18 protein-coding genes and 1 riboswitch are annotated in these 19,713 nt (G+C 65.2%); of the genes, 11 read left to right on the top strand and 7 right to left on the bottom strand.

Going from position 1 to position 19,713, the window contains the following annotated elements:
* The first annotated feature begins 180 nt into the window (after positions 1 to 180).
* Together ftsZ and lpxC are read left to right on the top strand one after the other, a co-directional pair.
* On the top strand, positions 181 to 1,419 hold the full coding sequence (ftsZ, locus tag ABQ039_RS03880) for a cell division protein FtsZ (RefSeq protein WP_016902188.1): 1,239 nt from the start codon (positions 181 to 183) through the stop codon (positions 1,417 to 1,419).
* A gap of 232 nt (positions 1,420 to 1,651) precedes the next feature.
* Positions 1,652 to 2,563: a UDP-3-O-acyl-N-acetylglucosamine deacetylase gene (gene lpxC / locus ABQ039_RS03885; protein WP_024938333.1), complete on the top strand. Its 912-nt coding sequence runs from the start codon at positions 1,652 to 1,654 to the stop codon at positions 2,561 to 2,563.
* A 186-nt stretch (positions 2,564 to 2,749) separates the two neighbouring features.
* On the opposite strand, the gene ABQ039_RS03890 is transcribed toward lpxC, so the two are convergent.
* Entirely contained in the window at positions 2,750 to 3,196 is a 447-nt protein-coding gene (locus ABQ039_RS03890; RefSeq protein ID WP_080959932.1) for a DUF721 domain-containing protein, read from the bottom strand.
* Here ABQ039_RS03890 and ABQ039_RS03895 point away from each other — a divergent pair, their 5' ends adjacent.
* From ABQ039_RS03895 to ABQ039_RS03915, 5 genes are all read left to right on the top strand, one after another.
* Positions 3,197 to 4,141: a M23 family metallopeptidase gene (locus ABQ039_RS03895; RefSeq protein ID WP_024938331.1), complete on the top strand. Its 945-nt coding sequence runs from the start codon at positions 3,197 to 3,199 to the stop codon at positions 4,139 to 4,141. It abuts the gene before it with no gap.
* Between the two features lie 155 nt (positions 4,142 to 4,296).
* Positions 4,297 to 7,035 (top strand): preprotein translocase subunit SecA, encoded by a 2,739-nt coding sequence (gene secA, locus ABQ039_RS03900; RefSeq protein WP_024938330.1) that lies wholly within the window; start codon positions 4,297 to 4,299, stop codon positions 7,033 to 7,035.
* Positions 7,036 to 7,458: 423 nt separating this feature from the next.
* Positions 7,459 to 7,827, top strand: coding sequence for a VOC family protein (locus ABQ039_RS03905; RefSeq protein ID WP_054591399.1), 369 nt, complete (start codon positions 7,459 to 7,461; stop codon positions 7,825 to 7,827).
* 142 nt (positions 7,828 to 7,969) lie between these two features.
* Positions 7,970 to 8,917 carry a Nudix family hydrolase gene (locus ABQ039_RS03910; protein ID WP_349778187.1) on the top strand — a complete coding sequence of 316 codons (948 nt, stop codon included), beginning with the start codon at positions 7,970 to 7,972 and terminating at the stop codon, positions 8,915 to 8,917.
* A gap of 2 nt (positions 8,918 to 8,919) precedes the next feature.
* Complete coding sequence (locus ABQ039_RS03915) at positions 8,920 to 9,432, top strand: AAA family ATPase (RefSeq protein WP_104569437.1); 513 nt, start codon at positions 8,920 to 8,922, stop codon at positions 9,430 to 9,432.
* A gap of 159 nt (positions 9,433 to 9,591) precedes the next feature.
* On the opposite strand, the gene ABQ039_RS03920 is transcribed toward ABQ039_RS03915, so the two are convergent.
* Positions 9,592 to 10,263, bottom strand: a complete 672-nt coding sequence (locus ABQ039_RS03920) for a hypothetical protein (RefSeq protein ID WP_349778188.1) — start codon at positions 10,261 to 10,263, stop codon at positions 9,592 to 9,594.
* A 70-nt stretch (positions 10,264 to 10,333) separates the two neighbouring features.
* Positions 10,334 to 11,161, bottom strand: a complete 828-nt coding sequence (metF, locus tag ABQ039_RS03925; protein WP_024938327.1) for a methylenetetrahydrofolate reductase [NAD(P)H] — start codon at positions 11,159 to 11,161, stop codon at positions 10,334 to 10,336.
* 364 nt (positions 11,162 to 11,525) lie between these two features.
* Between metF and ABQ039_RS03930 the strand changes: the two genes are divergently transcribed.
* Complete coding sequence (locus ABQ039_RS03930; protein WP_104543330.1) at positions 11,526 to 12,503, top strand: NAD(P)H-quinone oxidoreductase; 978 nt, start codon at positions 11,526 to 11,528, stop codon at positions 12,501 to 12,503.
* 366 nt (positions 12,504 to 12,869) lie between these two features.
* Positions 12,870 to 13,805 carry a Gfo/Idh/MocA family oxidoreductase gene (locus ABQ039_RS03935; protein WP_349778189.1) on the top strand — a complete coding sequence of 312 codons (936 nt, stop codon included), beginning with the start codon at positions 12,870 to 12,872 and terminating at the stop codon, positions 13,803 to 13,805.
* Between the two features lie 131 nt (positions 13,806 to 13,936).
* On the opposite strand, the gene ABQ039_RS03940 is transcribed toward ABQ039_RS03935, so the two are convergent.
* Positions 13,937 to 15,307: an alpha-amylase family protein gene (locus ABQ039_RS03940; RefSeq protein WP_024938324.1), complete on the bottom strand. Its 1,371-nt coding sequence runs from the start codon at positions 15,305 to 15,307 to the stop codon at positions 13,937 to 13,939.
* 383 nt (positions 15,308 to 15,690) lie between these two features.
* Between ABQ039_RS03940 and ABQ039_RS03945 the strand changes: the two genes are divergently transcribed.
* On the top strand, positions 15,691 to 16,236 hold the full coding sequence (locus ABQ039_RS03945; protein ID WP_046345723.1) for a DUF2058 domain-containing protein: 546 nt from the start codon (positions 15,691 to 15,693) through the stop codon (positions 16,234 to 16,236).
* Between the two features lie 57 nt (positions 16,237 to 16,293).
* On the top strand, positions 16,294 to 16,851 hold the full coding sequence (locus tag ABQ039_RS03950) for a DUF3228 family protein (RefSeq protein WP_024938322.1): 558 nt from the start codon (positions 16,294 to 16,296) through the stop codon (positions 16,849 to 16,851).
* Between the two features lie 261 nt (positions 16,852 to 17,112).
* Here the strand turns inward: ABQ039_RS03950 and ABQ039_RS03955 are convergent, their stop codons facing one another.
* The 3 genes from ABQ039_RS03955 to ahcY all read right to left on the bottom strand — a co-directional run bounded on the left by ABQ039_RS03955 (position 17,113) and on the right by ahcY (position 19,453).
* Positions 17,113 to 17,418 (bottom strand): hypothetical protein, encoded by a 306-nt coding sequence (locus tag ABQ039_RS03955; protein ID WP_102581985.1) that lies wholly within the window; start codon positions 17,416 to 17,418, stop codon positions 17,113 to 17,115.
* Positions 17,419 to 17,434: 16 nt separating this feature from the next.
* The gene (locus ABQ039_RS03960; RefSeq protein ID WP_046345726.1) at positions 17,435 to 17,683 is read right to left on the bottom strand and encodes an SHOCT domain-containing protein; all 249 of its coding nucleotides are present in this window, start codon (positions 17,681 to 17,683) and stop codon (positions 17,435 to 17,437) included.
* A 327-nt stretch (positions 17,684 to 18,010) separates the two neighbouring features.
* Positions 18,011 to 19,453 carry an adenosylhomocysteinase gene (gene ahcY, locus ABQ039_RS03965; protein ID WP_016902210.1) on the bottom strand — a complete coding sequence of 481 codons (1,443 nt, stop codon included), beginning with the start codon at positions 19,451 to 19,453 and terminating at the stop codon, positions 18,011 to 18,013.
* Positions 19,454 to 19,484: 31 nt separating this feature from the next.
* Positions 19,485 to 19,598, bottom strand: a riboswitch (S-adenosyl-L-homocysteine riboswitch).
* Between the last annotated feature and the right edge of the window lie 115 nt (positions 19,599 to 19,713).

The raw sequence follows: 19,713 nt of genomic DNA on the forward strand, positions 1-19,713 counted from the left end.
GCATTGCGTCGAGGAGTAGGTGCCGTGAGTCGTAGAGCGCAACAGCGCATCCATGGCCCAGGCACACGAATCCCGACTTTCAAACAACAACACTCGCCGTGATGCGGAGTGGGACAGGGACCAGCGCCTTTGCGACTCCCCAATCCCCACTCCCCAATCCCGGCTCAAGAGGACACTGACATGGCACATTTTGAACTGATCGAAAAGATGGCTCCCAACGCGGTAATCAAGGTCGTTGGCGTGGGCGGCGGCGGCGGCAACGCGGTTGCGCACATGGTCAACACCAATGTCGATGGCGTGGAGTTCATCACCGCCAACACCGACTCGCAGGCGATCAAGAACTGTGGCGCCAAGCTGCAGCTGCAGCTCGGCACCAACGTCACCAAGGGCCTGGGCGCGGGCGCCAATCCGGAAGTCGGCCGCCAGGCCGCGCTGGAGGACCGCGAGCGCATCATGGACGCGCTGCAGGGTGCGGACATGGTGTTCATCACCGCCGGCATGGGCGGCGGTACCGGCACCGGCGCCGCCCCGGTGGTTGCACAGCTGGCCAAGGAAATGGGCATCCTGACCGTGGCCGTGGTCACCAAGCCGTTCCCGTTCGAAGGCCGTCGCCGCATGCAGGTCGCGCTCAAGGGCATCGAGGAGCTGAGCCAGCATTGCGACTCGCTGATCACCATCCCCAATGAAAAGCTGATCACCGTGCTCGGCCGCAACGCCACCATGATCCAGGCTTTCCGCGCTGCCAACGACGTGCTGCAGGGCGCCGTGCAGGGCATCGCCGACCTGATCGTGCGTCCGGGTCTGATCAACGTCGACTTCGCCGACGTGCGCACCGTAATGTCGGAAATGGGCCTGGCCATGATGGGCACCGGCTCGGCTCGCGGCGACGATCGCGCGCAGGCCGCTGCCGAAGCCGCCATCCAGAACCCGCTGCTGGACGACGTCAACCTGGCCGGTGCCAACGGCATCCTGGTCAACATCACCGCCGGCCCGGACTTCACCATGTCCGAGTTCGACGAGATCGGCCGCACCATCGAAGCGTTCGCCTCGGAAGATGCGACCGTGGTCGTCGGCACCGTGCTCGACCCGGACATGCAGGACGAAGTGCGCGTCACCGTGGTGGCCACCGGCCTGAACCGTGCGGTTGCCCGCCAGACCCAGCGTCCGGACCAGCGCGCGCCGATCAAGCTGGTGCGCAACGCCACCACTGGCCAGCCGGAGTTCGGCGATTTCGACACCAGCGGCGGCGATGCGGTGTCCAAGGCCGTCGGCGGCAGCATGGGCCTGGGCCTGCGTCGTCCGAGCAGCGACTCGGTCGGCAGCGGCAGCAACAACGGCGGCGGTTCGGCTGCGCCGGCCGCAGACTTGCCCAACGACTACCTGGATATCCCGGCGTTTCTGCGCCGCCAGGCCGACTGAGGATCGTCGGCTGCGTCGCTACGGCGGCGCGGTCCGTCCCGCCCCGGGGTTCGCCCCGGGGGTGCAGTGCCATGTCCTTTCTGCCGGATCGGCCACGATCCGGCAGCTTTTGCAGTGGCGTGACCCGGGGATTACAGTTCCCGTCACGCGCGACTTGTTAAAATTCAGATAATCTCTACGGATTAGACAGCCGGTTCAGCGTCTGTCTGCATTGTTCATCCAGACTTCGCATATGACCCAGCAACGCACTCTCAAGAACACCATTCGCGCCACCGGCGTCGGCCTGCACAGCGGCGACAAGGTGTACATGACGCTACGACCGGCTCCGGTCGATCATGGCGTGGTGTTCCGGCGTGTGGACCTGGAGCCGATCGTCGAAGTCCCGGCCGATGCCGAACTGGTCACCGAGACCACGCTGTGCACCGGCCTGACCTGCAATGGCGCCAAGATCCAGACCGTCGAGCACCTGATGTCGGCACTGGCCGGCCTGGGTGTGGACAATGTCATCGTCGAACTGTCCTCGGCCGAGTTGCCGATCATGGACGGTTCGTCCGGCCCGTTCGTGTTCCTGCTGCAGTCGGCAGGCATCGTCGAGCAGAACAAGGCCAAGCGCTTCATCCGCATCAAGCAGACGGTGGAAGTGCGCGAGGGCGACAAGGTCGCGCGCTTCGAGCCGTACGAGGGCTACAAGCTCGGCTTCACCATCGAATTCAATCACCCGATGATCCCGGCCAAGCAGTCGCGCCAGGAAATCGAGTTCTCCACCTCGGCCTACGTCAAGGAAATCTCGCGCGCCCGCACCTTCGGTTTCATGCGCGACCTTGAATACATGCGCGAGCGCAATCTGGGCCTGGGCGGTTCGATGGACAACGCCATCGTGCTGGACGAGTTCCGCGTGCTCAACGAGGACGGCCTGCGTTACACCAACGAATTCGTGCGGCACAAGATCCTGGACGCCATCGGCGACCTGTATCTGGCCGGCGGGGCCATTCTGGGCGCCTACGAAGGCTTCAAGTCCGGCCACGCGCTCAACAACAAGCTGGTGCGTGCGCTGCTGGCGGATCAGGCCGCCTGGGAATGGGTCAGCTTCCCGGAAGGCACCGTGCAACCGCCGGTCACCTACGCCAGCCCCGTCTACGCCTGATGTCGGGGAATGCCGCAGTCGGCGTTCGAAGTGTGAACTGCGTCGGATTACCGGCCCGTTCTTAACTTTTATTTAAGACTTCTCTAACTCCTGCGTGGCTGAGGCCCGCTAGGATGCGTCGGGTCGTGCGCGGTCTTCGCAATTCTTTCACGCTGCGGCGGCCGCTTCGCACCAGCGGCGCGGTGCTCACCGTTTGGTGGGTGGAACATCCTGCAGGGAGGCCAGCGCATCGCGCAGACCTCTGTGCGTGGCCTCCGAGACGGGGCGCGGACGCTCGCGATTCTGCTGCATTGGGGAATGCAGTGGGGTGGTGGCGGTCTTGATGGTCACTGCGGTGGCCTTCAGTCCGATGGATCGGGCGGCATCCAGTAGTTGGGTCTCGGCAAGTCGCAACTTGGCATGCCAGACAGGTGAATCAACCAGAAAAACGAGCTGTTCGTCTCTGACATTGGCCAGCCGGCAACGGGTGGCCAGATGAGGCGGTAACAGGGGGCGCAACTGTCGGTCCAGCGCATCGAGCCACAACGCTCGGCGCAAGGGGTCGCCAGCCTTTTCACCCAACGCGGCCTCGATGGCCGGTTGTGGGACGGAAGGGTTGCGTGCGTTGGACTTGGGCTTGGACATGACACTCATATGGCGTTGAAGAAAGTTGTAATCAAATCTCGCGAAACCCGGGCGCAGCGGTTGGCCCGCCAGTTCCAGGGCTTTGCCGCGGATCGACCGATGGTAGTCCTCGGCGCCGTGCTTGGGCTGGGCATGTTGATCGGCATCGGTGCCAGCACCGCCACCGGCATGGTGACCAATTCCGCGTTGCAGGCCAAGGTTGCCCGGCAGCAGGCCGAGCTGGCCCAGGCGCAGCGCGCCTCGCAGGCGCAGGTCAACGCACTGGCCGCGCGCATGGGCGAGCTGCAGGCGCAGGCCACCCGTCTCAACGCATTGGGCGAGCGGCTGACCGAAATGGGCAAGCTGAAGGACGGCGAGTTCGACTTCGATGCCCCGGTCGGCGTCGGTGGCGGCGACGAGCCGGTCAGCGACATGCCGGTCGAGTCGCTCAAGCAGACGCTGGGGCAGGTCGAACAGCAGTTCTCCGCCTCCGGCCAGCAACTGAACGTGCTGGCCGCGCTGATGTTCGATCATCAGCTCGAGCAGAATTCGGTGCCTTCGCGGATGCCGATCCGCAACACCTACATCACCTCCGGCTTCGGCGGCCGCGCCGATCCGTTCGACGGTGGTTCGGCCTTCCACAAGGGCGTGGACTTCCATGCCAACGTGGGCGACCCGGTGATGTCGGTCGCCGACGGCGTGGTCAGCTATGCCGGCGTGCGCGGTGGCTACGGCAACGTGGTGGAAGTGGACCACGGCAACGGCTATGTGACCCGCTACGCGCACAACTCGCGTCTGGTGGTGAAGGTGGGCGACCTGGTCCGCGCTGGCCAGCAGGTGGCCCGGGCCGGATCCAGCGGCCGCTCCACCGGCGCCCACGTGCATTTCGAGGTGTGGGCGGACGGGCGGGTGGTCAATCCGCGCAAGTTCCTGGGCGATACCAACACGCCGGTGGGCCGCCGCGGGCGCGGTTGACGACGGCGCGGGCGGCGCTTGATTCGTGAAGGCCCGCCCCAAGCTACAATAGGGTGTTGCCATCGACAGGGCGCAGTGCGCCCTGTTTCGTTTACGGCGGCCGGGTCTTGGGGACCGGCGTCGGTCAAACCGTTCCTTTTCAACCGGTTTCTTCAATGATCAACAGTCTGCTTACCCGTGTCTTTGGCAGTCGTAACGAACGCCAGCTGCGCCAGCTCAACCGCCTCGTCACCCAGATCAATGCGCTGGAGCCGACGATCGAGAAGCTCTCCGACGCCGAGCTGCAAGCCAAGACTCCGGAGTTCAAGCAGCGACTTGCCGCCGGCGAGTCCCTGGACAAGATTCTTCCCGAAGCCTTTGCGGTGTGCCGCGAGGCCAGCCGCCGCGTGCTCGGCATGCGCCATTACGACGTGCAGCTGATCGGCGGCATGGTGCTGCACCTGGGCAAGATCGCCGAGATGCGCACCGGTGAAGGCAAGACCCTGGTCGCTACGCTGCCGGTGTACCTCAACGCGCTGCAGGGCGAGGGCGTGCATGTGGTCACGGTCAACGACTACCTGGCGCGCCGCGACGCCGCGCAGATGGGCAAGCTGTACAACTGGCTGGGCCTGAGCGTGGGCGTGGTGTATCCGGGCATGCCGCACAGCGACAAGCGCGAGGCCTACGGCAGCGACATCACCTACGGCACCAACAACGAGTTCGGTTTCGACTACCTGCGCGACAACATGGCGCTGTCCAAGGCCGACCGCTACCAGCGCAACCTGCATTACGCGATCGTCGACGAAGTCGACTCGATCCTGATCGACGAGGCGCGTACCCCGCTGATCATCTCCGGCCCGGCCGACGAGTCGCCGGAGCTGTACATCCGCGTCAACCGCATCGTGCCGCAGCTGACCAGGCAGGAAAGCGAAGAGGGCGAGGGCGACTTCTGGATCGACGAGAAGGGCAAGCAGGTGCATCTGTCCGAGGCGGGCATGGGCCACGCCGAAGAACTGCTGATGCAGGCCGGCATCCTGGAAAATGCCGAAGACGGCCTGTATGCCGCGCAGAACCTGAGCGTGGTGCATCACCTCAATGCCGCGCTGCGCGCGCATGCGATCTATCAGCGCGACGTGGACTACATCGTGCGCGATGGCGAGGTGGTGATCGTCGATGAATTCACTGGCCGCACGTTGAGCGGGCGCCGTTGGTCCGACGGCCTGCACCAGGCGGTCGAGGCCAAGGAAGGCGTGCCGGTGCAGCGCGAGAACCAGACGCTGGCCAGCATCACCTTCCAGAACCTGTTCCGCATGTACAAGAAGCTGTCCGGCATGACCGGTACGGCCGACACCGAAGCCTACGAATTCCAGAGCATCTACGGCCTGGAAGTGGTGGTGATCCCGACCAACCGCCCGACCGTGCGCAAGGACCATCCGGACCAGGTGTTCCTCAACCGCAAGGGCAAGTTCAACGCGGTGCTGGCCGACATCGAAGACTGCGCCAAGCGCGGCCAGCCGGTGCTGGTGGGTACCACCTCGATCGAGACCTCGGAAATGCTGTCCGAGCACCTGCGCAAGGCCGGGGTCAAGCACGAAGTGCTCAACGCCAAGCAGCACGAGCGCGAAGCCACCATCGTGGCCAACGCCGGCCAGCCGGGCGCGGTGACCATCGCCACCAACATGGCCGGCCGCGGTACCGACATCGTGCTGGGCGGTTCGCTGGAAACCGAGCTGCATGCCATGGGCGACGACATCAGCGACGAGCAGCGCCTTGCGGCCAAGACCGAATGGCAGCGTCGTCACGATGCGGTCAAGGCGGCCGGCGGCCTGCACATCATCGGTACCGAGCGGCACGAATCGCGCCGTATCGACAACCAGCTGCGTGGCCGTGCCGGTCGTCAGGGCGACCCGGGTTCCTCGCGCTTCTATCTGTCGCTGGAAGACAACCTGATGCGCATCTTCGCCTCGGACTGGGTCCAGAAGGCGATGCGCATGATGGGCATGAAGGAAGACGACGTCATCGAAGATCGCCTGGTCAGCCGGCAGATCGAAAAGGCGCAGCGCAAGGTGGAAGCGCACAACTTCGACATCCGCAAGAACCTGCTGGACTTCGACGACGTCAACAATGACCAGCGCAAGGTGATCTACGCCCAGCGCGACGAATTGCTGGATGCCGAATCGGTCAAGGACAACGTCGACGGCATCCGTGGCGATGTGATCTACGACCTGGTCGCACGCTTCGTGCCGCCCAACTCTGTCGATGAGCAGTGGGACCTGAAGGGTCTGGAAGCCACGCTGGAATCGGAGCTGGGCATGCCGCTGGCGCTAAGCGAGATGGCACGCACGCAGGAAGAACTGGACGCCGAGCAGATTGCGGCCAAGGTGCAGGCAGCGGTGGATGCGCACTTTGCCGAGAAGGAAGCGGCGGTGGGCAACGACACCATGCGCGCGTTGGAGAAGCACGTGATGCTGACCGTGCTCGACCAGGGCTGGAAGGAGCATCTGGCCAAGATGGATTACCTGCGCCAGGGCATCTATCTGCGCGGGTATGCGCAGAAGCAGCCCAAGCAGGAATACAAGAAGGAAGCCTTCGAGCTGTTCTCCGAAATGCTGGAGAACGTCAAGCGCGAAGTGATCAACCTGCTGGCGCGCGTGCGCATCCGCAGCGAAGAGGAAGTGGCCGAGCTGGAAGAGCAGGAGCGTCTGCAGGCGCAGGCGCGCTTGATGGCCTCGCAGTTCCAGCATCAGGACGCCGGCGGCTACGGTGCCGACGAGGAAGTGGAACAGATGCAGGGCGGCAACGCTCCGGTGCCGGTGTCGCAGGTGACCCGCGACGAGCCCAAGGTGGGCCGTAACGATCCGTGCCCCTGCGGCAGCGGCAAGAAGTACAAGCACTGCCACGGTCAACTCAGCTGAGCTGAGTTGACCGTGCACCAGGCATCCGCTACGCGGATGCCTGGTGCACGGTCCTTGCTTCCGATCCCCGCGCCTTTGGCGCGCCCCCTTACCAAGGGGCTCTGCTTACGGATGGGATCCTGAGCGGGTCTTGAAGCAGGAAAGGGGATATCGCAGACCGGGTGCGAGGCCACGCTCAGGTTTCGCCGCCCTTGGCCAACTCCCTGCGAAGCCATAGCTTGCATTGCTGCCAGGCAAGGTCGACAAGCACGGCATAGACGCTGGAGGAATCCGGCGAGCTGTCTTGCGGCGGGCCTCGGCACGGCAGGTCCGCCACACGCTGTCCATCTCTCGCGGCGCCAACGGCGCCTTCCGCATACAAGCGTCTCCGCCGGTGCCACTGCGGGGCGTATGCTCGATCCATATCCTGCGTGGAGTGCGGTCATGGCGCTGCTGTCCAGCCAGCAATTGAAGGTGTTCGTGCCTGCACGCGACTACGCGCTGTCGCAGCGGTTCTATCGCGCGCTGGGCTTTGTGCAGGAGGACGAGGTAGGCAATGTGACCTGCTTCCGGCATGGCACGCATTGCGCATTCCTGCTGCAGGATTTCTATCTGCGCGAACTGGCCGAGAACCTGATGCTGCACCTGTGGGTGGACGATGCTGACAGCTGGTGGCAGCACGTGCACGACACCGGCCTGGGCGCGCAGTTCGGGGTGAGCTGCAGCGCGCCGGAAGATCGGCCGTGGGGTGCACGTGATTTCACCTTGCACGATCCCAGCGGTGTGCTCTGGCGCATCGGGCATCCACTGTAGGCCGGGATTGGGGATTGGGGATTCGGGATTCGGGATTGGCAGAAGCACACGTGCCGCGCTTTGACCAATCTCGAATCCCCAATCCCCAATCCCCGCCCCCAAGCGATTGCACTGAACGGCTCACTCGCGGCACTCTTGTGCCATGCCTGATTCTCTAAGATCCATCCACGTCGTTGCCGGCGTGATCACCGACGCTCGCGGCCGCATCCTGCTGACCCGCCGTACCGAAACCCGCGACATGCCCGGCCTGTGGGAGTTTCCAGGTGGCAAGCGCGAACCTGGCGAAACCTCCGAACAGGCATTGGTGCGCGAACTCAACGAAGAGCTCGGTATCGAGGCGCAGGTCGGCGAGTGGCTGATGGACGTGCCGCAGTTGTACCCGGACAAGCGGCTGCGCCTGGAAGTGCGCCACATCACCGCATGGAAAGGCAGCCCGCGCGGCCGCGAAGGCCAGGCGATGACCTGGGTGGCCGCCGACAAACTGACCCGTTATTCGATGCCGCCGGCCGATGTGCCGGTGGTCGGTGTGCTGCGCCAGCCCGACCGCTATCTGATCACGCCCGAGCCGGACGATGACGCGCTGTGGCTGGAAGGTCTGGAGCGTGCGCTGCAGGACGGCATCACGCGCATCCAGTTGCGTGCGCGGCAGGCCGAACCGGCGCGCTGGCAGGCCTTGCTGCAGCAGGTGATGCGCCTGCGCGGCCGTACGCGCGCGCAACTGCTGCTCAACCGCGATATCGCACTGGCCAGCGAACTCGGCATCGGCGTGCACCTGGGTTCGGAGCAACTGGCCAGCCTGCAGCAGCGCCCGTTGCCGGCCGAGCAGCCGGTCGCCGCTTCCTGTCACGGACTGGAAGACCTGCGCCACGCACAGCGTCTTGGCTGCGATTTTGCGGTGCTGGGCCCGGTGCAGGCGACCGCGTCGCATCCGGGTGCGACACCCTTGGGATGGGATGGGTTCGAACGCTTGCGCGAGCAGGTCTCCTTGCCGATCTACGCACTCGGTGGCATGCAGGTCGATGACCTGCGCGAAGCCCGTTCGCATGGCGCGCAGGGCATCGCGGCGATTCGCGCGCTGTGGCCGCAGTGACCCTGCAGTCAGCGATCTTGGTGGTGTTCGGCGGATTGCCGGGCGTCGGCAAGAGTTCCATTGCCCAGGCGCTACTGACGCAATGCACTGCGTTTTATTTGCGTATCGATACGATTGAGCAGTCACTACGCGAAAGTGGTGTACTCGCCAACGACGTCGGAGCAGCCGGCTACATGACCGCCTATGCACTTGCCGAGGCCAATCTGCAGCAGGGTCACGTGGTGGTTGCCGATTGCGTGAACCCGTTGCCGGTCACCCGTGAAGCGTGGCGCGATGTAGCTCGTCGCACACGGAGCCGTTTGCTGGAGATCGAGGTAGTGTGCAGCGATCGCAACGTACATCGGCAGCGCGTGGAATCGCGGCAAAGCGACGTGGTCGGATTGCGCGTGCCGGGGTGGGCCTCCGTGCTCGCGCATGATTACGTGGCCTGGACCGAGCCGCACTGGGTGATCGACAGCGCCGTGCTGAGCCCGCAGCAGGCGGTCACGCAGATCATGGGCCGGCTTGTCGTATAGCCTGCAAGCGTCACCTATGAGGCATGAGGTTCGGAGTCTCTGAGCCGATACGCTCACTGCCTCGCAGCCCACACCACCATCGTCACCATCACCGATTGCCGGGGCAATGCGCCGTCGCATGTACTTGGCCGCTGCAATCCGCTTACGCCGGGCGCTGCGCTAAAACGTCACCCAGAAGCAGTTGTACTGCCGGCGCAGCCGCAACACGCTGCTTGCGGGCGCACCGCTGGCGAGGTTCTGTTCCAGGCGCAGGCCCCAGGGGCGTGGGCGGCTTGGCGGTGCCGGGAGTGGGGCGTCGATGGCGCTGCCGTCCAGGGATGGAGCCGCTGCCGTGCCGGCATCGGCTTCCCAGGTCGGCGGATCGCGTTGCGGGTACATCGGCACGATGTCGAGCAATGGGCGTTGCACGATCGCCTCCAGCCGGCTCAGCACCTGGTTGGCAGCGGCGTCGGACTGGCCGCTCCACAGGTAGAGGCTGGAGAGCCGATTGACGTCGCGGCTGTCCACCGCCAGTTGCAGCAACGACACCAGTTCGCTCAGCCGGCGCGGGCAGCCGTAGCGATGCAGGCCGGTGTTGCCCTGCGTGCGCGCGGCCGGCGGCGGGCGCGCCGCGGCGCCGACATCTTCGCAACGACGGTCGGTGAACATGGTCTGCCCGTCCGCTGTCACGCAGCGACGGATCTCCTGCGCCTGCACGCGCGTGGCCGGGCACAGGCAGAACAGCAGTAACAACGGCAGCAGGAGGCGAGGCATCGGCGCAGCGTAACGGGGCGTGCGTGAGCCGGCGAGCAACGCGCCGGGACAGTGGCAGCTTGCACGGCGTTTGCGCATCACGCGCGCGTTTGCCGATGATGTGCCCGCGTGGAGATGCCCGCCGAGGGCATGGCTGCGACCGGCCGGCTCAGCGCCCGAGCAGCTGCAGCACCTGCGTGGTCGGCTTGGCCAGGTTGAGCGTGTAGAAGTGCAGGGCAGGCGCGCCGCCGGCGATCAGGCGCTCGCACACGGTGGCCACCACTTCCGCACCGAAGGCGCGCACCGCATCGGCATCGTCGCCGTAGGACTGCATCTTTTTGCTGATCCAGCGCGGAATTTCCGCACCGCATTGCTCGGAAAAGCGCCGCAACTGCGAGAAATTGGAGATCGGCATGATGCCGGGGATGATCGGGATCTCCACGCCCATGCGCTGCACGGCGTCGCGGAAATGAAAGTACGCGTCGGCGTTGTAGAAATACTGGGTGATCGCGGCATCGGCGCCGGCATCCACCTTGGCCTTGAAGTAACGCAGATCGCTCAGCGCGTCGGTCGCCTGCGGATGGGTTTCCGGATACGCACCCACCTCGATCCGGAACGCATCGCCGTGCTCGGCGCGGATGAAGGCGATCAGGTCCGAGGCATAGCGCAGGTCGCCGGGATGGCCCATGCCCGAGGGCAGGTCGCCGCGCAGCGCGACGATGCGGGTACAGCCGATCGCGCGATACAGCTTGAGCAGCTCGCGGATCTCCTGGCGGCTGCCGCCGACGCAGGACAGATGCGGGGCGGCTTCGAAACCGTGCTTCTGCTTGAGGTGACGCACCGTCTCGGAGGTATAGCTGAGCGTGGAGCCGCCGGCACCGAAGGTGCACGACACGTACTCCGGCGCGTAGCCCTTCAGCCTGGCCGCCGTGCGGTCCAGCTGGGCGCGCTGGTCGTCGGTCTTGGGCGGGTAGAACTCGAAACTGAGATGCGTCATCGCGGCAGGTCCGGCGGATCGTGCCAGCATAATATCGCTTCATCGCGATGAATGCATATTTGGTTGCGGGTGTCCTGCATCCGGTTACCTGGCGTGCTGTCAGCGGAATGACGGCGCGCTCCGCGGGGCCCTGCAGGCGCTTGCCGCGCGGTGGCGAGCGAAGCCTTGCCTTGCAGCGGGCAGGCGAATCGCGTTTGTCGCCGCACCGGTTTCACGCGTGATGCCGGCCATCGCGTCGTTGCCTGCCGTGAGTTGATGGAGGCGGTGGTTGCGCCGCGCTTGCGTGCTATGTCGCGACCGGGCTTGCGCCGGACGTTGACGCGGGCAGCTCTACACTGGGTGCACTTTCTACGGAGTGCTGCGCATGAGCGATACCACGATGACTGCAATCGCCATTCGCGATGGCAAAGGCGATGCGGATGCACTGTACGCCAGCGAGCAGCCGCGCCCGCGTCCTGCGCCGGGGCAGGTGCTGATCCGCGTGCATGCGGCCGGGATCAATCGTCCCGACCTGCTGCAGCGTGCCGGCCACTATCCGCCGCCGCCCGGCGCGCCGCAGACGCTCGGGCTGGAAATCGCCGGCGAGATCGTGGAGCCGGCCGGTCGCTGGAAGGTCGGCGATCGGGTGTGTGCACTGCTGGGCGGTGGCGGATACGCACAGTACGCAGCGGTCGACGCGCGGCATGTGCTGCCGATTCCGCCTGGCATGGATCTGGCGCATGCCGCGGCGCTGCCGGAAACCATCTTTACCGCGTACACCAACCTGTTCGAGCATGGCCGGCTGGCGGCCGGGGAATGGCTGCTGCTGCATGGCGCCACGTCCGGGATCGGCGTGACTGCGATCCAGATGGCCAAGGCCGCCGGTGCGCATGTGCTGGCGACTGCGCGTTCGGCGGGCAAGGCGGCGCAGGCGCGCGAACTGGGCGCCGATGTGGCGATCGACTCCACCACCGAATCGTTTGTCGACGTGGCCAAGGCGCACGGCGGGGTGGATGTGTCGTTGGACATGGTGGGCGCTGCGGTATTCGCCGACACCCTGGAGGCGCTCAACCCACGCGGGCGCATCGTCTACATCGCCTCGCAGGCCGGCTCGACCATCGAGGTGCCGATCCCGCTGCTGATGCGCAAGCAGGCCATCCTCACCGGCTCGACGCTGCGCCCGCGCAGTGCCGACGAAAAGGCGCGCCTGGCCGCGGAAGTGGAGCGCGTGGTGTGGCCGTGGATCGCGCAGGGCAAGCTGCGCGTGCTGCTCGACAAGCGCTTCCCGCTCAACGAAGCCGCTGCAGCGCACCGCTATCTGGAGCAGGGCAGCCACCTGGGCAAGGTCGTGCTGGAGATGTGAGCGCATCGCAATGCGCATGCAGGTAGCTCTGTCTGCAGCAGGCGTCGCAGGCCTGGCCATACACTGCCGCAGGCCGGGCGCCCCACCGCAGCCGCCGAGTGCTCCAGCGCGACCAGGTGGAAGGCCACGAACGGCAAGGCGTGCCGTGCAGTTGCACCGATGCAGCATGGCGGCTCCTGCACGGCCACCGGGCGGCGCAGGTATAGCAAAACAAGCAGGAGCGATGTCTCGCAGCGAACCGCAGCCTGACCTTACACTGCGCCGTTGCGTGCGCGTGCAGCGCGCCGCTGCCGCAGTGTCCGTGCATGCGCCCGAAACGGGCGATCGCGCGGGTCCCGCCACGTCACTATCAGCCCGAAGGTTTCGATGAAGCATCCAGACGCATTGCGCATTGCCCTTGTCGGCATCGGCAAGATCGCCCGCGACCAGCACGTGCCCACCATCGCCGCGCGTGCCGATGTGCAGCTGGTGGCCACCGTGAGCCGGCATGGCACGGTCGATGGAGTGCCGGCCTACCACAGCCTGGCAGAGGCCTTCGCGGCGCATCCGCAGATTGAAGCGGTGGCGCTGTGCACGCCACCGGTCGGGCGGCACGCGCAGGCACAGGCCGCGCTGGCCGCCGGGCGCCATGTGTTCCTGGAAAAACCCCCGGCCGCCACCCTGGCCGAGATCGACGATCTGCGCGCGTTGGCGCAGCGTGCGCAACGCAGCCTGTTCACCAGCTGGCACTCGCGCTGCGCCGCTGCCGTGGAGCCTGCGCGGGCGTGGCTGGCCGACAAGCAGATCCTGCGCGCGCATCTCACCTGGAAGGAGGACATTCGCCATTGGCACCCGGGCCAGGACTGGATCCTGGAGCCGGGCGGCATGGGCGTGTTCGACCCCGGCATCAATGCGCTGTCCATCGTCACGCATCTGCTGCCGCGCCCCTTCGCGCTGCGCGAAGCGGAGTTGCACACGCCGGAAAATCGCCAGGCACCGCTGTACGCCAGGCTTGGTTTTGTCGATACCGCAGGGGTGCCGGTAACGGCGGAATTGGATTTTCTGCAGACCGGCCATCAGCGCTGGGATATCGAAGTGGACACCACCGACGGCCTGCTCATGCTCAGCGAGGGCGGTGCCAGGCTCAGTATCGATGGCCAGCCGCAGCCAGTGGAAGCCGCCGGCGAATACGACGGCTTGTACCGGCGTTTCGTGCAATTGGTGCGCGCCGGCGAATCGGAGGTGGATGTCACCCCGTTCGTGCATGTGGCCGATGCGTTCATGCTCGGCGCGCGCAAGGTCACCGCGCCATTTGCCTGGTAGCCGGTCGCACCATCCAACCTGTTGCAGCATCCAGAACACCGGCGATAAGCCGGTGTTTTTTGTGTCAAAGTCTGGGTGTCTTTGAGACGTGCTTCAACCACGCAGCGGACGCCTCGTGCTCACCCGACAGCTCAGCGGCGCCACATGCGTGCACCGCGCGCCGGCAGCGTGAAGGTGTAGGAGCCGCTGGAAATGCGCACCACGCTGCCCGAGCCCAGTGCATCCACATAATCCGCATTCCAGTACAGCACGCTGCCATTCATCGCCACGGTGGTGGTGACCGGATTGCCGCACTTGTTGATGCCGACGATGCCCAGGCTGCCGCGCCGGAACAGCACATGGCAGGAGCTGGACGACAGCACCTGCATGTCGCTGCCTTGCACGCCGTTGTGGAAGCCGATCATGCGGCGCAGGTCGTCGCGCAGATAGGCGTTGACCCAGCGGTTGTCGCCGCTTTCGTTGTTGTCGGTGTAGACCATCGGCATGCCGCCATTGCGGCCGATCAGATACGCGTATGCCAGCGTCTCGTCGACGGGGTCGAGGATGGCGTAGCGGAAGCCGGCATTGTTGGGGATGTCGTGGGTGACGGCGAAGGTCACCGCGCGATTGCCCGGCAACGCCTGTCCGGTGGACGCGGGATCCACCAGCTGCTGCAGGCTGGCGCCAATGGCGAATGCATTGCGCACCGCGTTGAACAACGGGAAATCGTAGGCCGCATGCGGCGTGGACTGCAGGTACGGCGCCAGGAACTGGTCGTAATCGCCATTGCCGCTGCCGCCGCCGGTGATCACTTCGCCGAACACATACACGCCGGAACGAATGCCCGCATCGAAGACCCGATTGAGATGGTCGAAGCTCATATGCTTGGCCGCATCGACACGGAAGCCGGTCACACCCAGGCCCTTCAGCGCTTGCAGATAGGCACGCTGCTGCTGCACCACCCAATCGTTGCCGACCAGGTCGGGCAGGCCCGGATCGCTGCCGCCACCGCAAATGCGATAGGTGCGCACCTGGTAGGCGTCGTTGTAGTTGGTGATGCACTGGGCCGGGCCGAAATCGCTGGCGCTCAGGAAATTCGATTGCAAGGTGCCGAACAGACGCAAGGTGTCGTAACGGCCTGGATTCGCAGCGTATTGCGCGAGCACGGCGCTGCCGGGGTAGTTGAGATCCGATCGTGTCGCGGCCTCGTTGGCCATGTGGTTGAGCACCACGTCGGCATAGGTTTCCACGCCGTTATTGGCCAGCGCCTGCACCATGCGCGAGAACGCGGCGGTGTCGCCCAGCGGGCCATCGATTACGCGCAGATCCTGCGGCTGGTAGCGTGCCCACCACGCACTGCCTTGCGAGCGATACGCGGGAGCGACCAACACCTTGCGATAGCCGGCATCGGCAATCTGCTTGGCACGTGCTTCCACGGTGGCATACGGCCAATTGAAGGCGTGCAGGATCACATCGGCCTGCACATTGGCGGTGGTCAGCAGCAGCACCAGCGCGGCGAGCAGCAGCCGCGAGCTGCGTTGAAGCCGTGAGGGTGGGGGGGGAGTGTGCGTATCGCGCATCGGATGGATCTCCAGTCGGTAAGCGCGAGCACACGCATGCTGTGCGATGCCCGCATCAAGGCCTCCGGCCCCTGTTCCGGAAAGCGCGCGCACGGCGTGCAGCGCGCGGTGATGCTAAGCGTGCATCGCGGCGCAACATCGCTGTTGTGCATACGTATTCAATGCGAGTACCCGCGAAAACCCCGATGCAGGTCGCGCTTTGCGCGGTGCGGGTGGATCGCGGTACCGCGGTACGGCGCGGTGCTGCAGCCGGGGCGGGCTTGGGCAGTCAGGCTGGGTGGCGCGGGGCGCGGTAAACTGGGCGCACATTCACCGGTTCCCCTCCCATGCGCAATCCGCTGCAAGAACAACTGCTCAAGGCCGGCCTGGTCAAGAAGGCCCAGGTGGACAAGGTCGCGCGCGAGCAGAACAAGCAGCGTCATGCCAAGGGCGCGGCCGTGGCACCGGCCGAGGTCGACAAGGTGGACGCAGCGCGGCTACAGGCCGAGCGCGCCGAGCGCGATCGCGCGCTGGCCGAAGAACGCAAGCTGCAGCTGCGGCGGCAGGAAGTGCTGGCCCAGGTCCGGCAGATCGTGGAGACCAACAAGGTCAAGCGCGATGGAGAGATCGACTACCGCTTCAACGACGGCCGCGTCATCCGCAGCGTGCTGGTCAATCCCACGCTGCGCAGCCAGCTGGCCAGCGGAGCGCTGGTGATCGTGCGGCATGGCGATGGCTTCGAGCTGATTCCGCGCGCCGCCGCCGACAAGGTCTACAGCCGCGATGCGGACACTGTGGTGCTGGATCATGGCCGTAGCAGCACGCCTTCGGCGCCGGACAGCGACGACGACTATTACAGCCAGTTCAAGGTGCCGGACGATCTGATCTGGTAAGTGGTCGCATGGCAGGGCTGCAGGCTACCCTGGCGTTCTTTGCCACCCACCACCGTCATGTCCATCGTTCTCACACCGTTTGCCCGCACCCGTCTGTTTCCCCGCGATGGTCGTCGCAACGCCATCCAGGACTGCACGCCCGAGCAGTTCATCCAGCGGCTCAATGAAGAGGCGCCGGTGCGCGTGATCGAAGGCTATGCGCCGTTCTGCCAGCTGCATGTGCACCGCAACTGGACCTCGACGCGCTGCCTCACTGCACCGATCACCGACGACAACCGCCACCAGCTGCGCTCCGGCTACGAGGCACGCAGCACGCAGGAGTTACCGGTGCTGGTGCGCTGGTTCGAAGGTGTGGAGCCACCGGTGGCGACGTATCTGCTGCCGATCCTCTATAGCCGCGATCAGCTGGCCAAGGAGGGCGCGCCGATCGACGCCGACTGGGGCGTGGTCGGTTGCCTCTACACCACCGAGCCGGAAGAAATTCCAATGGCGCCCATCACCATGCTGCGCAATGCACTGGGCGTGGACGAGGGCGGCTCCGGTGTGGCACTGGACCGCGATGCGTACCGGCGCAGCGTTGCGTTCTGGGAACGCAATGCGAACTGGCGGCCGTAGCGCGCGGATAGCCACGGCGTGTCGTGCAATTCTTCCGCGTGGCAGGGAACGCAGCGCTGCTCTTGAACTCAGGCGTGGCAGTGCGGTTCCGCTCGCCACCGCGGGCGCTTGCTTTCGTCGAGCATAAACGTAGCTGCAGGTGCGACTGCAGAGCCGAGCTGCGTCTGCAGTTTTCGGCCTTGCCGCAGCGCGACAGTCTCAGGCGCGGCATTGCGTGGATTGCACCGGATCAGCTGCCGGCACCCCTGGCGCTGATGCGTGCTAGCCGACGCCGAGCGCGGGCATGTCCGGGGCGACCCATGCGACGGTAGTGATCGCGCCTTGCACCAGTCCCTGATCCCTGAGCTGCGCGAAGACGGCCGCAGGGGGCCAGCCCGCAGGTGCGTCGGCAAAGGGAACCTGCAGTGATTGCAGCAGGCTGAGGATTTCGGCAAGTTCCTCAGAGCCCTTGAAGCTCAGACTGATGCGGTCTTGCATCGAACTGCCGCGCGTGAGCAATCGCTGGCGCAGGGCACTGTCGCAGATCACATGGACATGTTGATCCAGGACAGCGGAAACATGGTTCATGCGTTGCAGCCGCTGCTCAGATCTCGCTGAGGATATGGCTGCGGCGCTGTTGGTACTCCGCATCGGTGATCAACTGCTGCGACCTCAGCGTGTCCAGCTCCAGCAGTCTGGCTTGAGCGCTCTTCGGCACTGCTGACCCCGTCGTTGCCACAGTCGATTTGCGCGACGCGCGCTTTGCGACCCAGACGATCAGGCTGATCACGGCAGCAATGCTGCAGAAAAAGAAAAGAACGATGATCCAGTGCCAGATGCTGAAGCCGCCCATGTTGGTTCCTTTTGACGATGGGTGTTACGTAGTGGTTGACCGGTCTTGCTGCCACGCAGGTAAGTCGCAAGCCTTGCCCGAGTATCGCACACGGCAACAGCTGCCATGCCGACGACAAGGCTACCCGGCGTGCTGGATTCAATGGTGCCTTGCTCGAGGCGTTGCATCCATGCGATGCATGTCGATGCCGCAGGCACGAACGCAGATTGGTCGCCATGTGGGGCCGCTTGCACGCAGGGCCATCCAGCATCCTGCAAAGAAAACGGGCGCCTTGCGGCGCCCGTTCTGTTCAAGCGGTGACATCCGGGCAATCAACCGCCCGGCTGATCAGTAGCGGTAATGATCCGGCTTGTACGGGCCGGCCACGTCCACGCCGAGGTAGTCGGCCTGGTCCTTGGTCAGGGTGGTCAGCTTGACGCCGATCTTTTCCAGGTGCAGACGTGCCACTTCTTCATCCAGGTGCTTGGGCAGGATGTAGACCTTCTTCTCGTAGCTGTCGCGCTTTTCCCACAGGTCGATCTGCGCCAGGGTCTGGTTGGCGAACGAGTTGGACATCACGAAGCTCGGGTGGCCGGTGGCGCAGCCCAGGTTGACCAGGCGGCCGTCGGCCAGCAGGAAGATCGCATTGCCGTTGCCGAACACGTACTTGTCGACCTGCGGCTTGATGTTGATCTTTTCCACGCCCTTGAGTGCGTTCAGCGCATCGACCTGGATCTCGTTGTCGAAGTGGCCGATGTTGCAGACGATGGCCTGATCCTTCATCGCCTGCAGGTGCTCGACGGTGATGATGTCCTTGTTGCCGGTGGTGGTGACGTAGATGTCGCCGCGGCCCAGGGTGGATTCGATGGTGTTGACCTCGAAGCCTTCCATCGACGCCTGCAGGGCGCAGATCGGGTCGATCTCGGTGACGATCACGCGGGCACCGTAGGCACGCAGCGAGGCAGCGCTGCCCTTGCCGACGTCGCCATAGCCGCAGACCACCGCGACCTTGCCGGCCAGCATCACGTCCATCGCGCGCTTGAGGCCATCGGCCAGCGACTCGCGGCAGCCGTACAGGTTGTCGAACTTGCTCTTGGTGACCGAGTCGTTGACGTTGATGGCCGGGATCAGCAGCTTTCCGGCTTCGGCGATCTGGTACAGGCGGTGCACGCCGGTGGTGGTCTCTTCGGAGACACCCTTCCAGTCCTTGACCACGCGGGTCCAGTAACCCGGACGCTCGACGGCCACGCGCTTGAGCAGCGCCTTGATCACGCCTTCCTCGTGCGAGGAGGCCGGCTCGTCGACCCAGGTGGAGCCGTTTTCGAGCTCATAGCCCTTGTGGATCAGCAGGGTGACGTCGCCGCCGTCGTCCACCACCAGCTCCGGGCCGGTCTGGGTGCCGTCGGGCAGGGTGAAGGTCAGCGCGTCCAGGGTGCAATCCCAGTACTCTTCCAGCGTCTCGCCCTTCCAGGCGAACACCGGCGTGCCGGAGGCGGCGATCGCGGCGGCCGCGTGGTCCTGGGTGGAGAAGATGTTGCACGAGGCCCAGCGCACGTTGGCGCCGATGTCCTTGAGCGTTTCGATCAGCACCGCGGTCTGGATGGTCATGTGCAGCGAGCCGGTGATGCGTACATCCTTCAGCGGCTTGGTCTGCGCATGCTTGCGGCGGATCGACATCAGGCCCGGCATCTCGTGCTCGGCGATGTCCAGCTCCTTGCGGCCCCAATCGGCCAGGGAGAGGTCGGCGATCTTGTAATCGGTATGTGGGGCGATTTTCGTGACAGCGTTCATGCAATAGCTCCGGTAAGCAGACCAATGTCTGCAATGCGGGGCGCCGTTGAACGATGAATGCTTGTCGAGCCTGGCCGTATTTCCTGCACTTTTCGTGCAGTTGGCGGATCAGTCCGCCATACCGGTCGCAGCGCCCCTCGACGAGAGCGTTGATTATATCGGCAGCACCCCCCTCCGGCATGAATTGGCCGGCTTGAATCGGCACGCGCCCCAACCAACGGCAGGGGAGCGGGGGAGCGTGTGGCTGCTATGGTCCGGAG

Origin of the sequence: Xanthomonas sp. WHRI 6108 (assembly GCF_040202385.2) — a bacterium.
GTDB classification, from domain to species: Bacteria; Pseudomonadota; Gammaproteobacteria; order Xanthomonadales; family Xanthomonadaceae; genus Xanthomonas; species Xanthomonas arboricola.

What these genes read in the sequence shown, in the direction of transcription:
- ABQ039_RS03895 (WP_024938331.1), top strand. Translation starts at nt 3,197, where the DNA reads ATGGCGTTGAAGAAAGTTGTAATCAAATCTCGCGAAACCCGGGCGCAG.
- ftsZ (WP_016902188.1), top strand. Translation starts at nt 181, where the DNA reads ATGGCACATTTTGAACTGATCGAAAAGATGGCTCCCAACGCGGTAATC.
- ahcY (WP_016902210.1), bottom strand. Translation starts at nt 19,453, where the DNA reads ATGAACGCTGTCACGAAAATCGCCCCACATACCGATTACAAGATCGCC.
- ABQ039_RS03955 (WP_102581985.1), bottom strand. Translation starts at nt 17,418, where the DNA reads ATGAACCATGTTTCCGCTGTCCTGGATCAACATGTCCATGTGATCTGC.
- ABQ039_RS03920 (WP_349778188.1), bottom strand. Translation starts at nt 10,263, where the DNA reads ATGCGCAAACGCCGTGCAAGCTGCCACTGTCCCGGCGCGTTGCTCGCC.
- ABQ039_RS03930 (WP_104543330.1), top strand. Translation starts at nt 11,526, where the DNA reads ATGAGCGATACCACGATGACTGCAATCGCCATTCGCGATGGCAAAGGC.
- ABQ039_RS03935 (WP_349778189.1), top strand. Translation starts at nt 12,870, where the DNA reads ATGAAGCATCCAGACGCATTGCGCATTGCCCTTGTCGGCATCGGCAAG.
- ABQ039_RS03950 (WP_024938322.1), top strand. Translation starts at nt 16,294, where the DNA reads ATGTCCATCGTTCTCACACCGTTTGCCCGCACCCGTCTGTTTCCCCGC.
- ABQ039_RS03910 (WP_349778187.1), top strand. Translation starts at nt 7,970, where the DNA reads ATGCCTGATTCTCTAAGATCCATCCACGTCGTTGCCGGCGTGATCACC.
- metF (WP_024938327.1), bottom strand. Translation starts at nt 11,161, where the DNA reads ATGACGCATCTCAGTTTCGAGTTCTACCCGCCCAAGACCGACGACCAG.
- secA (WP_024938330.1), top strand. Translation starts at nt 4,297, where the DNA reads ATGATCAACAGTCTGCTTACCCGTGTCTTTGGCAGTCGTAACGAACGC.
- ABQ039_RS03945 (WP_046345723.1), top strand. Translation starts at nt 15,691, where the DNA reads ATGCGCAATCCGCTGCAAGAACAACTGCTCAAGGCCGGCCTGGTCAAG.
- ABQ039_RS03960 (WP_046345726.1), bottom strand. Translation starts at nt 17,683, where the DNA reads ATGGGCGGCTTCAGCATCTGGCACTGGATCATCGTTCTTTTCTTTTTC.
- ABQ039_RS03905 (WP_054591399.1), top strand. Translation starts at nt 7,459, where the DNA reads ATGGCGCTGCTGTCCAGCCAGCAATTGAAGGTGTTCGTGCCTGCACGC.
- ABQ039_RS03890 (WP_080959932.1), bottom strand. Translation starts at nt 3,196, where the DNA reads ATGAGTGTCATGTCCAAGCCCAAGTCCAACGCACGCAACCCTTCCGTC.
- lpxC (WP_024938333.1), top strand. Translation starts at nt 1,652, where the DNA reads ATGACCCAGCAACGCACTCTCAAGAACACCATTCGCGCCACCGGCGTC.